Here is a 20,305-nt window from a genome sequence, read left to right on the forward strand (position 1 = left end):
TCCTATAGTTTGCGCTAGAGTGCGAACGTTTGGGAGGTTGCTATGGAGAGTCTCATAGGCAAGAGGGTTATAGACTTTAAGCTTCCTGCGTATGTCGGGGGGAAGTTTACGGAGGTCTCTAACGCATCCATTAAGGGTAGCTGGGCGGTGTTTATGTTTTACCCGGCCGACTTCACCTTTGTGTGCCCTACTGAGCTTGCGGATCTCGCGCGCGTATATCCGTCTTTTGTGGAGATTGGTTGTAAGGTATATTCGGTTTCTACGGACAGTGAGTACGTGCACAAGGCATGGGCGGATGCGACAGACACGATAAAGAATCTGCCCTACGAGATGATTTCTGACAAGGCGGGAAAGCTTGCGGGTTTCTTTGGAGTGTTGTTGCCAGACACTTGGCATGCGCTGCGGGGTACGTTCGTGGTCGATCCTGAAGGCCTTGTGAAAGCTTTCGAGGTACACGACATGGGTATTGGGCGCGATGCGGATGAGCTTTTGCGCAAAGTTCAGTCAGCGCAGTTTGTGGCTAAGCATGGGGATCAGGTTTGTCCTGCTCGTTGGAAGCCTGGAGCAAAGACGTTGAAGCCTGGTATTGATTTAATCGGTAAGATTTAGTGCAACCCGGAGGGCGTGCGTCGCCCTCCCCACCCGTTCTTTTTCTGTTTTTGCTGCGTATAATGTGTGTTCTGTCTACTTATCCAGATACCTAAGCCTATACCGCAACATGACGGACCATCGCTTTTGTAACATCCCCCTGCAAGATGGAGAGGACTCGAAAAAACAGCGCCGAAACCCTTAGGCGTCGGAAGCCTCTTTCAGCACCGACAGGAAGGCAGCCTGCGGGATCTCCACATCCCCCACCATCTTCATTCGCTTTTTCCCTTCCTTCTGTTTCTCCAGCAACTTTCGCTTACGTGTGATGTCACCTCCGTAGCATTTAGCAAGTACATCTTTGCGGAACGGACTAACCGTCTCGCGCGAGATAATCCGCCCGCCGATTGAGCCTTGGATTGCAATCTTGAACTGCTGACGGGAAATCTCCTCTTTCAGGCGAGCACACACCGCCTGCGCCCTTCTGCGGGCATGCGGTCGATAGCACAACTGCGCAAGCGCGTCTACCGGCTTCCCATTAATAAGGATGTCAACCTTCACCAGATCTGTGAGCTTCGACTCTATAAGCTCATAGTCAAAAGACGCATAGCCGTGGCTAGTACTCTTGAGCCTATCGTAAAACCCAAAGAGAATTTCCGCAAGGGGCATCTCGTATACCAGTTCCACCCGCTTCTGATCTAAATAGTTCACCGCTGTTTGGTACGCGCGCTTTTCAATACAGAGCGTCATGACAGCACCGAGCACCTCTGTCGACGTAATGATAGTTGCACGGATGTAGGGTTCATGCACCTGTGCAATCTCCTGCTCCAAAGGATAATGGGCTGGGTTGTCACACACTATGCGCTGTCCCGTTTTTAGAAACACATAGTATTGCACCTGAGGCGCAGTAAAAATGACTGTCTGGTTGAACTCTCGCTCTAAACGCTGCTGCACTACTTCAAGATGAAGCAGTCCGAGAAAACCACAGCGAAATCCGTGCCCCAGCGCTAAGGATGAGTCTCGTTCCCAGGAAATACTTGCGTCGTTGAGGGCAAGTCGCTCCAATGCTTCGCGCAGTTGCTCACACTCATCAGTGTCCACCGGATACACCGAGGAAAAGACCACCGGCTTTACCCGTCTAAATCCAGCACGCGGCGTGTCACATGGGCAGGACGCGTCTGTGATGGTATCCCCCACCTGTACATCTGAAACCGTTTTTACATTTGCACTCAGGTAACCGACATCTCCTGCACACAGCGCTTCACGTGCAATAAGGTTGAATACAAAGACACCCGTCTCTTCTACACGGTACTCTGCCCCGTTGCTCATGAAACGAATAACCATGCCACTTGTGACTTGTCCCTCGAAAACACGAATGTGGACAACTACCCCGCGGTACTGGTCATAGTGACAGTCAAATACTAACGCTTGGAGCGCGGTCGTATTCCTCCCCCGCGGGGGAGGAATACGCGTGATAATTGCATCAAAGAGCGCGTCGACATTCTCTCCCGTTTTTGCAGAAATCAACACACTAGAGGCGGGATCCAAGCCCAGGTCGTGCTCTACCTGTTGGAGCACACGCGGCACGTCTGCAGTAGGCAGGTCGATCTTATTGATAACGGGGATAATTTCCAAATCGTGCTCTAAAACTAAGTAGAGATTTGAGATCGTCTGCGACTCAACTCCCTGCGTTGCGTCTACCACCAGGAGCGCTCCCTCACAGGCAGCAATTGCGCGCGACACCTCGTATGCAAAATCCGCGTGTCCCGGCGTGTCTACAAAGTTCAACACATACTCGGTGCCGTGTGCATCCGTGTAGGGAATACACACGGCGTGGCTTTTAATAGTTATACCTCGTTCTCGCTCGAGTTCCATGTTGTCGGTCATCTGCGCGCGCTGCAGACGCTCTTCTACCGCGCGCGTCCTTTCGATGAGTCGGTCAGCAAGGGTGGATTTACCGTGGTCAATGTGCGCGACAATACAGAAATTTCGCACTCGGCGCACGCAAGCCATGGCGCGCATGGTAGTACAAAAGGGTGCGCTAGTCTACACGTTCTTTGTGTTATGGCTACTCGGGCGTGGTGGAGTTCCCTCGTTTTTCCCCTTCTCTTCCCACTGACTTTTTTCCGTGTTTGTGCTACGCTGGCTCCATGGGTAAGGCGTGTGCGTTTCGTCCCCACGATCACGTGGTGTATCCAGGACAGGGCGTCGGTCAGGTGCAGGAAATAAGCGAAAAAACATTTAAGAACGAGACGCTGCTATACTACGTCATTTACCTGGAAGAGTCAGATATGACGGTGCTTATTCCGGTGGATAAAGCACAGGAACTGGGTATTAGAACCATTGTCAAAAGGAAGGAAGCAGAGCGCGCGTTGAGGTTTCTGTCTGAGGATTTTGATCCTAGTCCTCTTGATTGGAAAATGCGTTATCAGGTCAATTTAAACCTTTTTAAAAGTGGTGGTATCTTGGACAATGCGGCCGTTGTGCGCTCGCTCTACCACCGGAGTAAAGTCAAGGAACTGCCTATCCAGGAGCGGAAGCTCTATGATTCTGCATACCGTATTTTTCAGGATGAGATGTGTTTTGCGCTGGGGCTGCGACCCCCTGAGGTTGAAACGCTCATCCATGGCTATTTGGAAAAGGCAAAGGAAAACCCAGTTGTGTCGGGTATGGTGGATGTGCCCGGGTGACCCGCGCCGCGTTGCTTGTCCCCGCTGCAGGCAGCTCTGCACGCATGCGCAGAGGTGGTGCGTGTGTGCAGAAAAAGGAGTACTTGCCGTTAACTTCCAGGCAGCCTGGTGTCTGCCTCCTTTCTGAGATACTCGTGCGTGCCCTTGAGGCGCGGTCGTTCTTCCTTGTCGTTGTTACCGTTCCTGCAGGTGAAGTTGCGTACGCAGAAAGTCAAGTGGCGTGTGATTCGCGTCTTTCGGCGTTCCCGTCTCGTACGCGTCCAGTCATTCTTTACGTGCCGGGTGCACATACACGCAGTGCGTCTGTGCGCGCGGGGCTTGACGCGATGGCTACGCATGCGCCCGATGTGGTCCTGGTGCACGACGGCGCACGTCCCTTTGTGAGTGTTGCGCTTATTCATTCTGTACTTGAGGCTACCTGTCGCTATGGAGCGGCAGTGCCGGTTATAGAGGCGACGGATACTCCCAAGGGTGTTGCTGCCGATGGGAGTATCGAAACGCATCTTATACGGAGTCGAGTGCGCTTAGCACAAACCCCTCAGGGTTTTTGCTACGCGTCGCTGTGCGCTGCCCATCACCGCGCTGCTACTGATGGGGAACAGTATACTGATGACAGCGAGCTGTACGCTCGCTACGGAGGGACCGTACATGTCTGCGCCGGTGAACGCAGTAATGTAAAGATTACCTATCCGGAGGATCTGGAGCAGCGGGCATCGGAGCCTGCTCTCACGAGGGGGATATCAGTCCTGCCGTGTACGGAAGAAGGTGCCCTGCGCGTTGGACTGGGGACTGATATGCACGCGCTGTGTGCAGGAAGACCGCTGATACTTGCAGGGATACATATTCCCAGTGAGAAGGGAGCGCAGGGTCATTCGGATGCAGACGTTCTTGCGCATGCGAGCATTGACGCCCTTTTGGGTGCAGCAGGCCTGGGGGATATTGGCACGTTTTTCCCCTCTTGTGACGGGCGATGGAAAGACGCACATTCTTGCGCGTTGCTCCGCCATACCTGGCAACTGGTTCGCGCAGCGTGCTGGCAGCTGGTGAATCTCGATGCTGTTGTCTGTCTTGAGCAGCCTGCATTACACCCATTTCGGGAAGCGATGCGCGCATCGCTTGCGCAGGCCCTGGACACGCACGTAACACGTGTTTTTGTTAAGGCAAAGACTGCCGAACGCCTCGGACCTGTTGGATCTGGTGCGGCGGTTACCGCACAGGTAGTGGTACTTTTGAAAAAGATATGAGTGGCAGGCGTTGTGCGCCGTGTTCTGCGCGCTGGCCATGCAAAAAAATTTCGTGCTACTATGGCCTTCGGACATGAAGGTTATTGTTGTTGGATGCGGTACGAATGGGCGTGAACTTACGCGTCGTTTGAGCGCGAGGGGACATCAGGTTACGCTTGTTGCTGCCGCGCATGAGCCTGTCCCCCGTAAAATTCCCGCGGGGGCACAAACGCTCGTGCGTCATCAAAAAGATCACCGCGCTACCCTGGGTGAGGCAGGTATCGCAAAGGCACAGGCGTTTGTTGCGGTCACCGAGGTTGACGAACTTAACATAGTACTGTGTGGTATAGCCGCCGACTTGAATGCCGGAGTGATTAAAATAGCCCAAACGCACGATGACCACTACGCTCACGCGGTGTGTCGTGAGTCGCGCTGTATTTTTGGTATTGACTTTCTCATATCTGCGGATAAGGAAGCGATGCGTGCGGTAGTGAGCACCGTCGAGCAGGGTGCCATCAGCGATGTCATCCCATTGAAAAATGCGCCGTATGAAATTGCCCGTTTTCCTATTGCAAAGGGCAGCGGCCTCGATGGTATCACGCTCTCTGATATGCGTCGTCTGGTAAAAATTTCTTTTGTTGCCGTTGCTTTTGAAGTTCGGGGGAGGAGTGTAATTCCCTCAGGGGAGACCATGCTCGCTTCTGGTATGCGCCTGTCAGTACTCTGTGCGCCTGAACATGTGGGGCGTTTTTATGAGCTGGCGGGTTTTAAAATACATCCGGTAAAAAAAATTGCACTCATTGGCATGAGCGCGGTAGGTACGCTCGTGGCACAGGATGTAGCAGAAAAATGCAAGCCGCACTTTTTCAGTAGTGCCTTCAGTCTTTCTCCAAGGGAGCGTGCGAGTCTTGTATTGGTTGATAAGAGTGAAACGGCAACCCAGGCAGTGTGTGCTCAATTTCCGCACGTTACTGCCTATCATGGTGATGTCACAGATGAGGCTTTTTTCGCAGAGATTACGCCGGACACGTTTGATCTGGTGATTACCACCACTAATAACTATGAGCTGAATATGATTACAGCCGCATACATGAAGACGCTCGGAGTGCCTCGGGCTGTTGCATTGGTACACAGCTCCCTTATGGAGGATATTGCGGGGAAAATTGGCATCGATGTTGCTGTTTCTTATCAAGACGTAGTGGTTGACGCTATTATGAGCCATTTGGCCGGTTCCCACGTCACTGGCATACATACTATCGGCGACGGATCGCTAGAAATCGTTGAGTTCGCTATTTCCGCGCAGTCCCCCCTGGTAGGCAAGCGCCTGAAGGATATCGCTGTGCACGGAAGCTTCTTGGTGCTGCTCATCTCAACGGTGCGTGGCTCTTTCATTCCTTCAGGAGATACGGTTCTGCTTGAGGGAAGTGTGCTGATGTTCATCGTACAGTCTGCGCAGAGTGGAAAAATTGTCGCGTTGCTTGGAGGAACGGTGTAATGCGGTCTGCCGCGAAGGGAGTGGAATTGCATAAAGCATAAAAATTGCGCATAGTCTGCCCTCTTATGGACGGGGATCGCGTAGAAAGGGAGAACGTGTCGCAGGACGTTCGCGTGGGCTCTGCTGCTCGTAATCTGTGTATAAAGGGTGCGCGTGAGCATAATCTGAAGAATATTGATGTTACGTTGCCGCGAGATGCGCTTGTGGTGATCTCCGGTCTTTCTGGTTCAGGCAAGAGTTCGCTTGCGTTTGATACTATTTTTGCAGAAGGACAGCGTCGGTATGTGGAGTCCCTTTCTGCATACGCTCGCCAGTTTTTAGGTCGGTTAGATAAGCCGGATGTTGACTCTATCGAGGGTCTTTCTCCTGCGATTGCCATCGAGCAAAAAACTACGCAGCGTAACCCTCGCTCAACGGTTGGTACTGTCACAGAAATTTACGACTACTATCGTCTGCTGTTTGCCCGCATAGGACGCGCGCATTGTCCGCACTGTGCGCGGGAGATCAAGGAACAAACCGTTGACCAAATTGTTGATACCCTCATGACCGTGCCGTCGGGAAGCAGAATTCAGTTGCTTGCACCGGTGGTGCGAGGAAAAAAAGGTACACACCACAAGGTCTTGGAAGCTGCACGCAAAGATGGTTTTGTACGAGCTCGTATTGACGGGGCTTTGCTCCACTTACACGAGCGCATTTCGTTGGATAAGCAAAAAAAGCATTCTATCGATATAGTTGTCGATAGAATTCAATTGTCAGATACAGTACGTAAACGATTAACAGAATCAGTAGAGACGACGCTAGGCTATGCAGATGGGCTGTTGACCGTCTTAGTGCAGGGAGAGAATTCTGGGACCGTTTCCGGAAAGATAGAAACATCTTCTCTCCTGCCGTCTGAGTTATTTTTTTCGCAAAAAAACGCGTGCGCGCACTGTAATGTCTCCGTACCCGAATTGCAGCCTCGCTTGTTCTCTTTTAACGCGCCTTTTGGTGCCTGTCCGAGCTGTGCAGGATTGGGGATTATGCAGACATTTGATTTAGATCGCATTGTCCCTGATCAAAACCGTTCTTTTAACGAGGGTGCTTTTTTGCCATTTAAACCTGAGCATGAGTGGAACCGTGTGCGGTTTGCTGCACTCGCAGAAAAGTACCATTTTTCTCTCGATGATCCGGTACGCAATCTGTCAAAACACGCACTGGATATTATCCTGCATGGAAGTGGCAGCGAGGCTCTTGAGTTTTCCCATGAACGAAAAGATGGCTCTCGTACCGCACGCTACATTAAGCCGTGGCCGGGAATTTTTAGCGAGCTGCACAGGAGATACGCAGAGTCATGTACTCACTCACAGCGCGAGGTATATGAACGGTATTTATCGGTGCGTACATGTGAAGCGTGTCGAGGGATGCGCTTAAAGCCAGAGTCGCTTGCGGTGACTATAGAAAAAAAAAACATCCACGCACTCAGTGCGCTGTCTGTAGATGATTCGTGTGAGTTTTTTAAAACTCTCCATCTGACGGAAGTAGAAGCGACAATTGCGCAACAGATCCTGAAAGAAATTACCGATCGCCTAGAGTTTCTTCAGAACGTGGGTCTTGGATATCTCACCTTGGAACGGGCTGCTGCCACGTTATCCGGCGGAGAAGCACAACGAATTAGACTGGCAACCCAGATAGGTTCGCGCCTTACAGGGGTTTTGTACATACTGGACGAACCGTCTATTGGTTTGCATCAGCGGGATAATGAACGACTGATCCAAACACTTCTTCATTTGCGTGATTTGGGAAACACAGTGCTCGTAGTAGAGCACGATGAGCAAACGCTCCGCGTAGCAGATTATATTGTAGATCTCGGCCCCGGTGCGGGTGTTCACGGAGGATATGTTGTCGCCGCAGGCAGTCCACCTGAAGTTATGCAGGTGCAAGCAAGTCTTACTGGTCAGTATCTTGCCGGTGCAATTACATTACCCATTCCTGCAGTACGGAGAACGGGAAATGGAAATGTTCTTACGGTGCATGACGTCCATGAACATAACTTGCAACACATTTCTGTACGTATTCGACTCGGTACTTTTACCTGCATTACCGGAGTATCCGGCTCGGGTAAATCAACGCTTTTAATTGATGTGCTATATCCTGCGTTATACAACCGTGTGATGAACGGCAGACTTCCTGAAGGAAAATTTTCCTCGATTGAGGGGACGGAGCATTTAGATAAAGTAATTTATGTAGACCAAAGTCCTATCGGGAGAACTCCTCGTTCAAATCCTGCAACTTATGTGGGTGTGTTTACGGATATTAGAATGCTGTTCTCCCAGGTTCCTGAGGCAAAAATGCGGGGATATAAACCAGGACGTTTTTCTTTCAATGTTCCTGGAGGACGGTGTGAGCATTGTAAGGGTGATGGCGTTATCACTATTGAAATGAATTTTTTACCTGATGTGTACATTACCTGTGATGTGTGTCACGGCACCCGGTTTAACCGGGAGACATTAGCTGTGTTCTATAAGGGCAAGAACATTTCCCATGTGCTGGACATGACGATCGAAGAAGCGCGTTCTTTTTTTTCTGCTGTTCCTCCTATAGTACGAAAGCTAGAAGCTCTCTGCTCGGTGGGGCTTGGGTATGTGCGCTTAGGACAGTCTGCTCTGACGTTGTCAGGGGGAGAAGCCCAGCGCGTTAAACTTGCACTTGAGCTTTCAAAGCGTGCGACGGGAAAAACTCTCTATATCTTTGACGAACCTACTACCGGATTGCATTTTGCCGATATCATCCAATTAATGGAGGTTGTTCAACGCTTGGTAGATCAGGGAAATACGGTTGTGATGATCGAACATAACATGGATGTTATTGTTCAGGCAGACTGTGTTATCGATTTAGGTCCTGAAGGAGGAATGCACGGTGGAACTATCGTTGCACAGGGAAGCCCTGAAGCAGTATCCCAGATAGCTGAGTCTCGCACCGGTTGGTACATCAAAGAGGTGCTGTGTAAAAAGACATGAGAGCATGGTATCCAATTTGGGGCATATTCTTTCTTTTTTGTCCCCTCTTTGGTGAAAGTGGTCTACGCAAATTGAGAATTATTATTAATTCGGCACAGGAAACTACGCGCCTTTCTGAAACTGGACAACCTATATTGGAAAGTACCGGCCGCGTGCCGCTGTCCCCCTTTGATTTGCAAGATCAGTTGGTAGTCTTTACCGGGAATGTTTCCATTTCCATTGATGATGGGAGCGTTACCGCAACGATTCTTTCAGATCAAACTGTCTACAACACCTCTGCCCAAATTCTGTATTCCACAGGAAACGTTCGCTATTCTAGAACTGAAGGAGAAACGAAAACTATTGAAATAAGTGGAACGCGTTTTATTTTTGAACTAAAAACTTTAAAAGGATTATTTCTTGACGGTTCTCTTACCTTACCAATCAAAGGGCAACAGGTTTTATTCGTCCAGTCTCCAATCATACACAGCGATGCGTATACATCAGTAATTTTGAAGCAAGCGACGCTTTCCACTGAGGAAGATCCTGAACAAGCACTATGGAGTGTTCATACAAAGAATATATGGTTGCTGCCCAATAATCAGTTAGCATTTTCACACGGGGTATTGTCATTTGGGGTTGTTCCTCTTTTATACATTCCCTTTTTCTATTACCCAAAAGATGAGTTTATTGGTAATCCGGTGTTTGGTCTGCGCAGTAGAGCAGGAGCGTTCATTCAGACGACCACATATCTGTTAGGAAAACGGCCAAAGAGTGCGTACCCACCCTCCTTTGGAACGCAGTCTCCTGCGCAGGAGGAGGCACCAAACTATTTAAAAATAAGTGCGGACTATTACTCTGCATTGGGAGGTATGGCAGGTATCAGTACTTTCTTTCAAGCAAAAGACTATCTCCCATTTGTGCGGTTTTCAGCATACATTGGCGCTTCGAGAACTGTGCATCAAGGAAGTAACGGCGCCTACTCTATCTATGATACCACCGGCCAAGTGATGTGGGATAAAAGCTATCTATTTGGGATGCAGGTGCCATTTCGTTATTATGCAGAATGTGCACTTCGTTTTCATAAGACACCTTTGTATGTAGATGTGCATGTGCCAATCATTTCTGATCCCTTTTTTTCTACTGATTTTTTACAACGGAGTGAAGATCTCAACTGGTTTCATCTTGCTTTAAGTCCTCGATCGCTCAGAGAGCTTACGCAAAGCACCATAAGCAGCTATGACTGGAAAATCTCTGCTTCGCTGCGCCCTGTCTGGCTTGTACTTCATCCTTGGTTGCGCGATTTTTCGCTCGATCCGCTTTCGTTCACCGTACATTTTAATTCGAAGTTTGATAGTCAAAAAAAAAACTCTTCTCCAGAGCATAACTTCTTCTACCCTCATTCGATGGAATCTCGAGCAGGATTGTCGTTCTCTGGTACGCTGTTCTCTCATGTGTGGGAAAGACAAAAATCTCAACAAGAAGAATCGTACGCGCCAAAAGAAATACGTAATCCACTTGCATACTCTCCTGCAGACGGGTTATCTAGGGAGAGTTCTCCTCCTGAACAGTCCCCTGCAGTGTCAAAGGAGAACAGCGAGACTGATTCTACCTTCGATTTTTTTATGCCAGAATTTCATGAAGAGAGTGAACGTCGTACTGGTACTGATCGTGCGTATGTTTTTACGCGATACGCTTTAGATTACAAAGGTAAAGGTGACATCGTGTACGATGCACAGTTCAATCACAGTTCGTGGGATAACGCGTCGAAAATAAAGTGGAATGATCTGCAATCACAGCGTGTGACAATGCGAGGAGATTTTTCCATTCGCTCTCAGTTTCAGTGTGTAAATGATATAATTCGCATGTCAAACGGGATACAGTGCACTCTGCAGCACCGACATCCGATTCATGGTCAACCACCTGCAACGCAAAATGGATTTCAGAACTCCGCTTTAGTGCAGAGTTCGAATAATCTTGCAGTGTATCCTTTTTCTGCAGATTCCTTTTTTCGAGAAAGTTTTCTCGGTTGGTCAATTACCCCCGTGCTATACGACTCGTCTCCACCTACTGGGAAAAGTTCATTACATGTACGTGATCATAGCATCACCGCAAATGCTGCTTTTTCACTGTATGGATATACACAGCAGATACGTGTCAGTGTGCATTTTGCGCCCGGACCATATGCGTATAGCATTGCGACATTTCTTTCTTTTCCGTATATCTCTGCGACGCTCTCTGCACGCTTTCTCGATAAACCGCAGGTACGCGCTGAATTAGATTTTCGAATGCCTTACGAAATAACCTGTAAACAAGCCTATGTATACGATATCGAAAAAGGAATGAGCGATTCTTATGAAGTGTCGCTCGGCTGGAAGTATTTTTCTCTTTCTTATCTTCTAAAGGGGGAATCTGGATCTGTCAGTACTGTACCTGCTGTAAATAATGGTCTTTCTATAAGTAAATTAAAGCTCACGTTGTCTCATGATGATTTTCCGTTGACAGTACGTTTTTGGAAGCGGCGTATAAAAATACAGGGGACATTGTCTTCCTCGTTAGAGATTAATTTTAAAGATCTGGATAAAAGTCATATCAGTTTTTCTCCGCTAATAACTTTTTCCATCTATAAATTTCTCGATCTTTCTATAAACACTGTGATTAAAAATGAGAAACTAACGCCTTACTTTTCCACCCAGTCATCGAAATCTCCACAAACTGGGCTATGGAATGCATTTGTCTCATCGTTATACTTTTGGGATGAAACGAAACGGAGTTCTGCGCTGTTCCCAATACGTACCTTGAATATTGAACTTGCACATTACTTAAAAGATTGGACGCTTCGTTTTGGGTATCGCTTACACTCGGAACCCTTTAGTTCAGGGTCTCAGCAAATACCTTCTCTTGTTTCCTCAATTAGTCTTTCAATAAATTGGAATCCATTACCGGTGGTGAGAACGCGTGCGAGAAAAACACCGGGTATGTTTGAAGTTGGTATCTAGAGTGTAAGTGATCTTACCGGCAAAAACGTATGGAGCGTAATGCTGTGTAAGCAAATTCGTCCCGTGAAAGTAAAAGGAGTATGCAGCCAGTACACGAAAAAATAAGAGCTTCAACGCATAAGGGGGCACCGTGAGAAATTATTTTATGGGAGCCAGGAAAAAAATACGCCGTAAAAAAAGAACTTGCCCATGTGGGTACCAGCGCGATTACAGAAAATAAAGTTATTTTCACTCCATAGTAAAGGGAAGTTTCATACAGTGAAGGGGTAGTTATCTGCCACGATCGTTTTAAAAATATCCATAAAAAAACGGTCTGTACCATACTCGCCGCGCTCAGAGAAAATGCAATGCCCTTACCTCCTAAGGGAATAAAGAGCAGTGTTGCTAAAATGATATTTGTCACAAATGAAATAGTTCCTGCAATCATGGGGGCAAAAGAGTTGTGCTGCGCGTAAAAGGCGGAGATGAGAACGCGATTCAGCGCAATAGCAAGCATTCCCACGCTATGCCATCGAAATATGGTAGCGGTCATGCGCACGGATAGTTCGTTAAAAATAGCATTTTTATACACGAGCGTTATGATACGGTCACTTGAGAATAACACAAAAAATGTCGCAGGAATTGTAATAAGCATGACGATTTTTATCGCTGTTATCAGGAGGTTCTCAAACGATTGCCAATCTTTTCTCATAACATGGAAAGAAAGATCAGGAAGTACCACAGAGCTTAGAGAAATGATAAATATTCCTAATAAAAGTTCTTGTATACGAAGTGAATATTGCAGACTCGCAGCAACTCCTATCTCAACAGAGGTTGCAAGCGCAGTACACACTAGGTCATTTAGAAGATAGGTTGCGATACCAACAGTTGTCGGTAGAAGTAACGCAATGATTCGTCGCACACCTTCATTGTGCATTGCTTTTAAAGGAGACTGGAGCGTAAAACGAAACCCATGCATATATACAAATACTAACTGGAAGAGTGCTTGCGCACATCCTCCTATAAGAACACCTATTGCTGCAGCAATAGCCACGTTCATATGTGACACATTCAGAAAGTACATCGAAAAAATGACACTGACATTAAAAAATATTGGGGTACATCCTGAGGGGACAAATACCTTAATACTGTGCAGCATACCTTGAAAGAAAGCTGCGAGAGAGATCATCCATAAATAGGGAAACATCAAGCGGGTTAATGAAACGGTTAATGACTGATCAGTGTCAAATAATCGCACGATGTACGGAGCACCGAGTATACCGATAAGAGAAATGCTTGCAGTGACACTACTCATCAGTGTGAAGATAGCTGAAAGAAACTCCTTCGTTTTAGAAGAACATGGCACTTGCGCTGAACTCGGCATTGAGTAGTGCTGTGTGAAGACGGGAATGAAGGCAACACTTATGGCGTTTTCTGCAAACAGTCGGCGGAAAAGGTTTGGGATCATAAATGCAACGGTAAATGCATCTGCTGTCGCACTGGTCCCCATAAGCGTAGACTTCACTACTTCTCGCGCTAAACCCAATACACGAGAGACAAGTGTTAAAAGAGAAAGCAGCAACCCACTTTTCAACAAAGAACTCTTGCTTTTCATCTCTTACCTTTTTTGTACAGCGTAACGTATGCTCCCCTAGAGCGCGTTGAACCTACCGCATAGTTTGAAGACATACAACAGTGTACATGGGTAACAGCAACCGCTAGGGCATCAGCAGCGTGATCAGGATGAGGTATATCCTTAAGATTGAGTAAAATTTTTACCAAATGCTGTACCTGTCTTTTTTCTGCTTGGGCAATACCAGTTATTGCTTTTTTAATCGCATTCGGTGCGTATTCAGCTACTGAAATGTGCTGTTGTGCCATAGCAAGTAATACAACCCCACGCGCTTGCGCAACACACAACGCACTGGTTACATTCTTTGCGAAATAGATTGTCTCCACTGCGCAATACTGAGGTTGATATATTGAGATTACCTGTTGCAGGGTATCGAAGATGTGTCTGAGTCGTGCAGCAGATGGCTGATTGCTTTGGGTAACAATCACCCCGTAGGTAAGACAGCGCAGACTGCCTCCCCCTGCTTCTATAACGCCGTATCCGGTAGATTCAAGTCCTGGGTCAACACCCACTATGATGGAAACGGTCGAAGTGCTGCCCGGCGCAATATCTACGTTCTGTGCGTGCACGCAATACCCCGCTCGTGATGATCAATGGTGTAACGTCCGAGGGGAGAAAGGAAAAGCAAAAATCTCCCCCGGTGTGCTTCGACGCGTACGACAGGTGCGCTGCTGCGATTACTCATACTTACATGAGTGTGCCACGGCACCCCATCGAGGGGCCAATGCAATCCTTCAGAGGAGAGCGAATAGTCTGTAGCATCTCCAACGGGAAAGAAAGAAAAAGAGGTATTATCCACTCCTCCAATACATAACTGTTGTGTAACACATCCTTCCCCAAAGCAATATCCCAGTCCATGTCTGTACAGCCACAGACGCGGTGACAGGGGTGCGGCAAAAAGACGCATGAAATATAAAAAGTGATCTGCCCTTCCCCCACCCCCTCCAACGATGCTCAAATCGTCGCTTCCCAATTGGTGCGCAAGGGTGACTGCAAGCTCAGTATCGGTAAAATCTTTATCTCGGGGGAAAAGGTGTGTGCGCGTTTTATCACACGCCTGTATGAACAGGTTGTCCTTAACGCTATCCATATCTCCAATAACAAAATCGGGCACAAGACCAAATTGCAATGCGGTATCAAGCCCTGAATCAGCGGCAATGAGCAGATCGTACGCAGGCAGGTAATATTGCACAAACTCATAGGGTGCATATTCACCTCCGGTGATTATCAAAGCACGTTTCATGATTTTGCTGCAGCATCAGGTTCAAAGCTTGTATTCGTGTATTGATCTAATTTTAGATAGAGCGTCTTTCTCCCAATGCCAAGCACGTCTGCGGTTTTGCTCTTATTACCTTTTTGCGCTTCCAGTGTCTGGAGGATGATTTCCTTTTCTGCATCCTCCATGCTCACTCCTATAGGAATGCGTATGGAAGAGGTTTCACCGAGAGATCGAATTGGCTCTGAGAGATCCTCTATGTGGATAACAGGACCTGAGCTCATAATGACAGCGCTTTCAATGCAGTTTCTCAGCTGACGAATATTACCAGGCCAATCATACGCGTGCAGTGCAGACTGGGCCTGAGGATCTATAGAGGTAATTTTTTTACCGTTTTCTTCTGCAATCTCTTTAAGAAATGTTGCAATCAGTAATGGCAAATTCTCCTTGCGCTCGCGCAGCGCAGGAACGTGAATGTGCACAACATTTAATCGGTAATAAAGATCCTCTCGAAACAAATTGCGTTTAATTTCTTCTAAAAGATTACGATTTGTTGCAGAAATTACGCGTACATCAACTTTTATTGTTTCTCTTCCACCTACACGTTCAAATGAACGTTCTTGTAACACACGGAGTAGTTTTATTTGCACAGCCATACTTACTTCTCCGATTTCATCAAGAAACATTGATCCTTCGTGCGCAAGTTCAAAACGACCTTTCATGCGATTGACCGCACCGGTAAAGGCACCCCTTTCATGACCGAATAACTCACTTTCCAACACTCCTTCTGCAAAAGAAGCGCAGTGTACTTTAATTAAAGGTTTTGCCTTCCTCGGCGAAAGATTATGGATTGCATTCGCGATAAGTTCTTTACCGACCCCGCTTTCTCCAGTAATGAGCACGGACGCTTTTGAGGCGGCTGCCTTTTTTACCATGTCAAACACTTTGTTCATTGCAGGACTTTCTCCTACAATGTTCTCGAATGAGGTGCGATTTCCTATTTGTTTGATTAACTCTCGATGTTGAACGATCAACTCTCGGTTTTGTAGCGCCCGGCGCACAAGCAAAGACAATCGGTTAAGATCCAATGGTTTAGTTAAAAAATCGTAAGCTCCCTTGTGCATTGCTTCAACTGCATTTTCTACTGTGCCATGCCCGGTGAGAATAATGATAGGAATATCGGGCAACACCGCGTGCACATGTTGCAGCACCAATTCCCCGCTCATACGAGGCATTTTTAAATCAGTGATAATAAGATCGATATCCCCTTTGAGGGCAATCTCTACCCCTGTATTTCCATCCTCTGCGGTAAACACCTCATATCCCTCATCTTCGAGGGCCATTTGCAAACCTTCACGGATATTTTTTTCATCATCTAATACGAGAATACTGAATTTCATCGCATTTCCTTATTCTTTACTCGTATGTCTTAGGTGGGTGGATATTTTTTCTTGTAAAAGCGATCGTCCCAATTTATCTATGGGTAAAAGGAGAGTAAAACACGTACCCCGTCCAACAGTAGAGGACACACTGATGTCACCGCCATGTTCTTTAATCACCTTAAACGTTAAGGTTAACCCTAACCCCGTACCTTCAGTTTTAGTAGTGAAGTATGGCTCAAAAATATTGTGAATATTTCGGGCATCAATTCCCTCTCCTGTATCCGAAATACTGATACTGATGTGGTCAGTTTGTTTATGGACAAAGACCTCAAGGGCCCCTCCTCTTTGCATGGCTTCTTTAGCATTAGTGATAATGTTTACCAATGCCTGTCTTAGCAGGTGTTCATCGCCTCGTATGTGGGGAAGATTGTGTGGCATATGTACAGAGAAAGAGAGTTCTGCTTTGGTGAAGGCTTCATAAAATGTGTCTCGTATGGATGTAACAAGATCAAAAACGCTCAGCCGTGTGATATTTAGTTTTAAGGGACGAACTGCAGAAAGGAAGCCGGTGACAATTCTATTGAGCCGTTCGATTTCCTCCTCTACCACATGGAGGTGTTTTTGGATTCTTTTATTTGTTTCGAAACTACAGGTACTAAAATTCTTACGTAGTAATTGCAGATGAATGCTCATTGCTCCTAGGGGATTCTTGATTTCGTGCGCAACGGTTGCTGCAAGATTCGTTAAATTTGCAAGACTTTCTAGCCTTCGGTTATAGATTTCTTCTTGTTTTTTCTCTGTGATATCATGTATTGCGATAATACTTCCGCGGATCTTTTGGTCACAAATTAGCGGAAATAAGGATACTTCCAGATATAATGTTTCACCTTGTCTTTGTACAATGAATTCTGCGCGTGCTTTTCCTACCTCATTTTTAATAATTGCCACAATGAACTGCGCAATGTGTTCGTCATCAAGATAATGCCACAGTGGCCTGCGAGGATTTGAAGGCAGTGGTTTACCCAAGAGCCGTGCAATTGCTCGGTTTGTCTTTAATGGAATGTGTAAGCAGTCCAACACGATAAGTCCGTAATTCAGAGAATCCATAAGTGCATCCAACAAGGTGTACTCGTTGGCAATAAGTTCAATCATATTTCTCAGTTGAGAGTCATTCATTTTTGCTGACTTTTTTAGCGCGCGTGCAATAAAATCTCTCATAGATGATTCGCGATGGTGTGTGCTAAGTGTTCGAGGGTCCCTTGTATTGTTAGGTTCCACAACTGCACATTGCGATGTGCCTGTTCGATACAGTGAGCAATGTGTGCGAAGCATTCTGTATTCCGTGCGGAGTACTCGGTGGTGCGCTGCAGGGTGCGCATGTGCCTGACGAGTAAGGAGAAAAAAAGGGACACGGCGTGTTGCTGTTTGTGAGCTTGGAAAAAATGCAGCGTAGAATCAAGTGAGGTAAGATCCATTCCTGATACTTGAGGTTGAGTACCTACCGAAACCCAAGTATCAGGAATGATGCGTCCGATACACCTAGCGTGCTGGCACACATACAGCCAAAAGTACATCACGGACGTTTGCACCTCTTCTAAAGAAAACGACAAAAACTGATATAAATAGTGCAAGAGTACACCCTGTGTGTTTTTTGCATCGGTCGGTCTGTCATGAAATACGCGTGTAATTACTGCACATTGGAGTTCAACACTTCTTTCTCTGAAAGAATAACTGCGCACACGCGAAAGGACAGTAGGCATGATTGCATACTTTGTAGCGGTAGTGAGGATAAAAAGCGTATCGCGCGGAGGTTCTTCTAATATCTTTAGAAAAGCAGTTCGTGCAGATTCATGCATCGCGTGCGCGTGTTCTATGATCAGCACTTTCTTTCTTCCTGAGGGTGTAAGACGCACCCACTGAATTGCGTTTCGTATTTGCTGTACGGGTAATTGGGTGTAGAGCGACTCCTGCTGTAGCCTTTCGGCGATCACGCATATCCTTTGCACTCTTTCTTTTTGCTCTGGAGTGGTACGTCGGTCTCCCTGTGCGGGGAGTGATGCGAGCTCCTGGTCGAGCTCAGCAATGTTCGAAACCGCGGCAGAGAAACGAGTATCATCACTATCCCACAGTCGTTCGTCAAAGCGTGTAATGAGTTTACGCACTGCCCGCACAAAAAGATAGCGCGTACCCTGCGTGTGCACTGACATATAGGCACGTGCCGACGCGCGTATTTCGAGGATCAGATCTTTTATCCCCATAACGAGTAGTTCTGGAGAAAGTAACTCCGTATGCTGCACACAGGATGCACAAGGACACTGCCACACGCCCCCCTGCGTACAGGAAAGCACGCGCGCAAGCTCAAGTGCAGCAGTTAGCTTGCCACTAGCGGGTGGTCCAACAAATAAGAGCGCAGCAGGAAGACGCGCGTGCATAACATCATCGCGCAGGAGGTCAGTAGCTGGCTGTCCGACAATGTTCTCGAACACGAAAACGCGCCTACATCTTCAGGCGCATATAGCGAACGCCATCTAAGACAAGGGGAGAGAGAACAGTGTTAATTACGCTTTCATGCAACATATGCGAAACAGATACAAAAGGCTGCACGTGTAAAAGCAAAAGGATAACAGTGAGTAGTACACTCCCTTCAATTATCCCGAAAAAAAAGCCAAACACCTGATTAAAACCACTGATAAGATCGCGCGTAGCATACGTGCGCATACGTGAACGGAGGAAGAGCATAACGCAATAGACGCCCATAAAGGTAATCAAGAACGTTATACACGGAAGCAGAATACTGTGGCCTAACAACACACGTGCCAAGGGCACGAGCATTTTATGACACAGTATTGCAACAACTGCTGCGCACAGGATACTTGCCTTAGAAAAGAACTCATCGACAAACCCGCGCATGGTGGCACGGACGGTCACTATCCCCATGATGATTCCAAGAATGAGATCCAGGGTACTGATTGTCACATCCCCTCCTTTATGAAAGTCTGCAACTGCTGCGCAATATCATACGCGGCATTGCCAATTCCAAGTGTGTAAGACGCACGTGCCATCTCCTCTATCCTAGTGCAGGAAGGATGGAACAGTTCTGTGAGCAAAGACACCAGTTGATGTCCCTTTTCATCTTGAGCACGAAGGATACACGCAGCACCGTGTGCGCTAAAATATTCTGCATTTTCAATCTGATCCCCACGGGAACTCCCTCGTTCGAGAGGAAAAAGAATCATTGGTTTGCCGAGCACTGCGCACTCCCACACCGCGTTCGCACCAGCACGAGAGAGTACCAGCGCGCTCGCGGCGAGTATATCGGGCAGATGTGCCTGAATGAAAGGAAACGACATGTAGGCATGCCGAGCATTGACGCTAAGCGAATTGGTAATGGCATGCATTTGGTCCTCGTTGCCTGCGCCAAATTGATGGACAAGATAGAAGCGTTCGGTAAGGAAGGTGCTACATGAAAGAACACGCGCGTTCAGGTCACGCGCACCGCTACTTCCTCCGAGGACTGTGAGCAATGGCTTTTTTTGGTCAATGCGTAAAAACTGGTATGCACGCTCTGCCTGTGCAGAAAAAAAATCTTGTCGCACAGGATTCCCCGTGCAGTGAACTGCTGCGCGTCGCGCACGGGGAAAATAACAGGACGTGCGCGGATAAGAGACTAAAATACGATCGGCGAAACGCGCATTGATGCGTGTGGCAAGTCCTGGACTGATATCCGATTCATGCGTGACAACGGGTATGCGCAAAAGCCACGCTGCGATGCACGGCGGCACGGACACAAAACCTCCCTTAGAAAATAGTGCCTGCGGGCGCAAAGCGCGCAAGATGCAATAGGATTGCACCGTACCGACGAGCACTCGAAATACATCAAAAAAATTGCGCACACTCGCGTACCGACGCCACTTGCCAGCGGTGATACCACAAAACTCTAATCCGGCAGATTCTACTATGGAGCGATCAGCACCACGCGCTGCACCAATCCACACGACACGCACTGCCGCCTGCTGCGCAAGCGCTTGAAAAACTGCAATTCCCGGGAAAATGTGTCCCCCCGTGCCGCCTCCTGTGAACACGACGCACTTCGCAGTTGACTGAGATACGCGTGCACGAAAGCGCATA

15 protein-coding genes are annotated in these 20,305 nt (G+C 47.6%); 6 read left to right on the forward strand and 9 right to left on the reverse strand.

What is annotated here, in order from left to right; all coding sequences use genetic code 11:
- Positions 1-42: 42 nt before the first annotated feature.
- Positions 43-609 carry a redoxin domain-containing protein gene (locus TPCCA_RS02485; protein ID WP_010881958.1) on the forward strand — a complete coding sequence of 189 codons (567 nt, stop codon included), beginning with the start codon at positions 43-45 and terminating at the stop codon, positions 607-609.
- A gap of 180 nt (positions 610-789) precedes the next feature.
- On the opposite strand, the gene lepA is transcribed toward TPCCA_RS02485, so the two are convergent.
- A complete protein-coding gene (gene lepA, locus TPCCA_RS02490) occupies positions 790-2,607 on the reverse strand; it encodes a translation elongation factor 4 (RefSeq protein ID WP_013945149.1) in 1,818 nt (605 codons plus the stop codon).
- Between the two features lie 128 nt (positions 2,608-2,735).
- On the opposite strand from lepA, the gene TPCCA_RS02495 reads away from it, so the two are divergent.
- The 5 genes from TPCCA_RS02495 to lptD all read left to right on the forward strand — a co-directional run bounded on the left by TPCCA_RS02495 (position 2,736) and on the right by lptD (position 11,967).
- Positions 2,736-3,275, forward strand: coding sequence for a CarD family transcriptional regulator (locus TPCCA_RS02495; protein WP_013945150.1), 540 nt, complete (start codon positions 2,736-2,738; stop codon positions 3,273-3,275).
- Complete coding sequence (gene ispF, locus TPCCA_RS02500; protein ID WP_013945151.1) at positions 3,272-4,519, forward strand: 2-C-methyl-D-erythritol 2,4-cyclodiphosphate synthase; 1,248 nt, start codon at positions 3,272-3,274, stop codon at positions 4,517-4,519. The genes TPCCA_RS02495 and ispF overlap by 4 nt, the downstream gene beginning before the upstream one ends.
- A gap of 73 nt (positions 4,520-4,592) precedes the next feature.
- The gene (trkA, locus tag TPCCA_RS02505; protein ID WP_013945152.1) at positions 4,593-5,993 is read left to right on the forward strand and encodes a Trk system potassium transporter TrkA; all 1,401 of its coding nucleotides are present in this window, start codon (positions 4,593-4,595) and stop codon (positions 5,991-5,993) included.
- Between the two features lie 113 nt (positions 5,994-6,106).
- Positions 6,107-8,989: an excinuclease ABC subunit UvrA gene (gene uvrA / locus TPCCA_RS02510; protein ID WP_013945153.1), complete on the forward strand. Its 2,883-nt coding sequence runs from the start codon at positions 6,107-6,109 to the stop codon at positions 8,987-8,989.
- Positions 8,986-11,967: an LPS-assembly protein LptD gene (gene lptD, locus TPCCA_RS02515; RefSeq protein WP_013945154.1), complete on the forward strand. Its 2,982-nt coding sequence runs from the start codon at positions 8,986-8,988 to the stop codon at positions 11,965-11,967. The genes uvrA and lptD overlap by 4 nt, the downstream gene beginning before the upstream one ends.
- Before the next feature lie 13 nt (positions 11,968-11,980).
- Here the strand turns inward: lptD and murJ are convergent, their stop codons facing one another.
- Genes murJ through murG form a run of 8 tightly spaced genes read right to left on the reverse strand, consistent with a single transcriptional unit; the run spans position 11,981 to position 20,304 of the window.
- Positions 11,981-13,561 (reverse strand): murein biosynthesis integral membrane protein MurJ, encoded by a 1,581-nt coding sequence (gene murJ, locus TPCCA_RS02520; protein WP_013945155.1) that lies wholly within the window; start codon positions 13,559-13,561, stop codon positions 11,981-11,983.
- Complete coding sequence (gene ruvC / locus TPCCA_RS02525) at positions 13,558-14,148, reverse strand: crossover junction endodeoxyribonuclease RuvC (RefSeq protein ID WP_013945156.1); 591 nt, start codon at positions 14,146-14,148, stop codon at positions 13,558-13,560. Before ruvC ends, murJ begins: the two co-directional genes overlap by 4 nt.
- Complete coding sequence (locus TPCCA_RS02530; protein ID WP_010881967.1) at positions 14,130-14,822, reverse strand: thiamine diphosphokinase; 693 nt, start codon at positions 14,820-14,822, stop codon at positions 14,130-14,132. Before TPCCA_RS02530 ends, ruvC begins: the two co-directional genes overlap by 19 nt.
- The gene (locus TPCCA_RS02535) at positions 14,819-16,195 is read right to left on the reverse strand and encodes a sigma-54-dependent transcriptional regulator (RefSeq protein ID WP_013945157.1); all 1,377 of its coding nucleotides are present in this window, start codon (positions 16,193-16,195) and stop codon (positions 14,819-14,821) included. Before TPCCA_RS02535 ends, TPCCA_RS02530 begins: the two co-directional genes overlap by 4 nt.
- 9 nt (positions 16,196-16,204) lie before the next feature.
- On the reverse strand, positions 16,205-17,395 hold the full coding sequence (locus TPCCA_RS02540; RefSeq protein WP_013945158.1) for a sensor histidine kinase: 1,191 nt from the start codon (positions 17,393-17,395) through the stop codon (positions 16,205-16,207).
- Positions 17,392-18,663, reverse strand: a complete 1,272-nt coding sequence (locus tag TPCCA_RS02545) for a hypothetical protein (protein ID WP_013945159.1) — start codon at positions 18,661-18,663, stop codon at positions 17,392-17,394. The genes TPCCA_RS02540 and TPCCA_RS02545 overlap by 4 nt, the downstream gene beginning before the upstream one ends.
- Positions 18,664-18,673: 10 nt before the next feature.
- The gene (locus TPCCA_RS02550) at positions 18,674-19,153 is read right to left on the reverse strand and encodes a CvpA family protein (protein ID WP_013945160.1); all 480 of its coding nucleotides are present in this window, start codon (positions 19,151-19,153) and stop codon (positions 18,674-18,676) included.
- Positions 19,150-20,304 carry an undecaprenyldiphospho-muramoylpentapeptide beta-N-acetylglucosaminyltransferase gene (murG, locus tag TPCCA_RS02555; protein ID WP_013945161.1) on the reverse strand — a complete coding sequence of 385 codons (1,155 nt, stop codon included), beginning with the start codon at positions 20,302-20,304 and terminating at the stop codon, positions 19,150-19,152. The genes TPCCA_RS02550 and murG overlap by 4 nt, the downstream gene beginning before the upstream one ends.
- Position 20,305 lies beyond the last annotated feature (1 nt).

Origin of the sequence: Treponema paraluiscuniculi Cuniculi A, assembly GCF_000217655.1 — a bacterium.
In the GTDB taxonomy this organism is placed as follows: Bacteria; Spirochaetota; Spirochaetia; order Treponematales; family Treponemataceae; genus Treponema; species Treponema pallidum.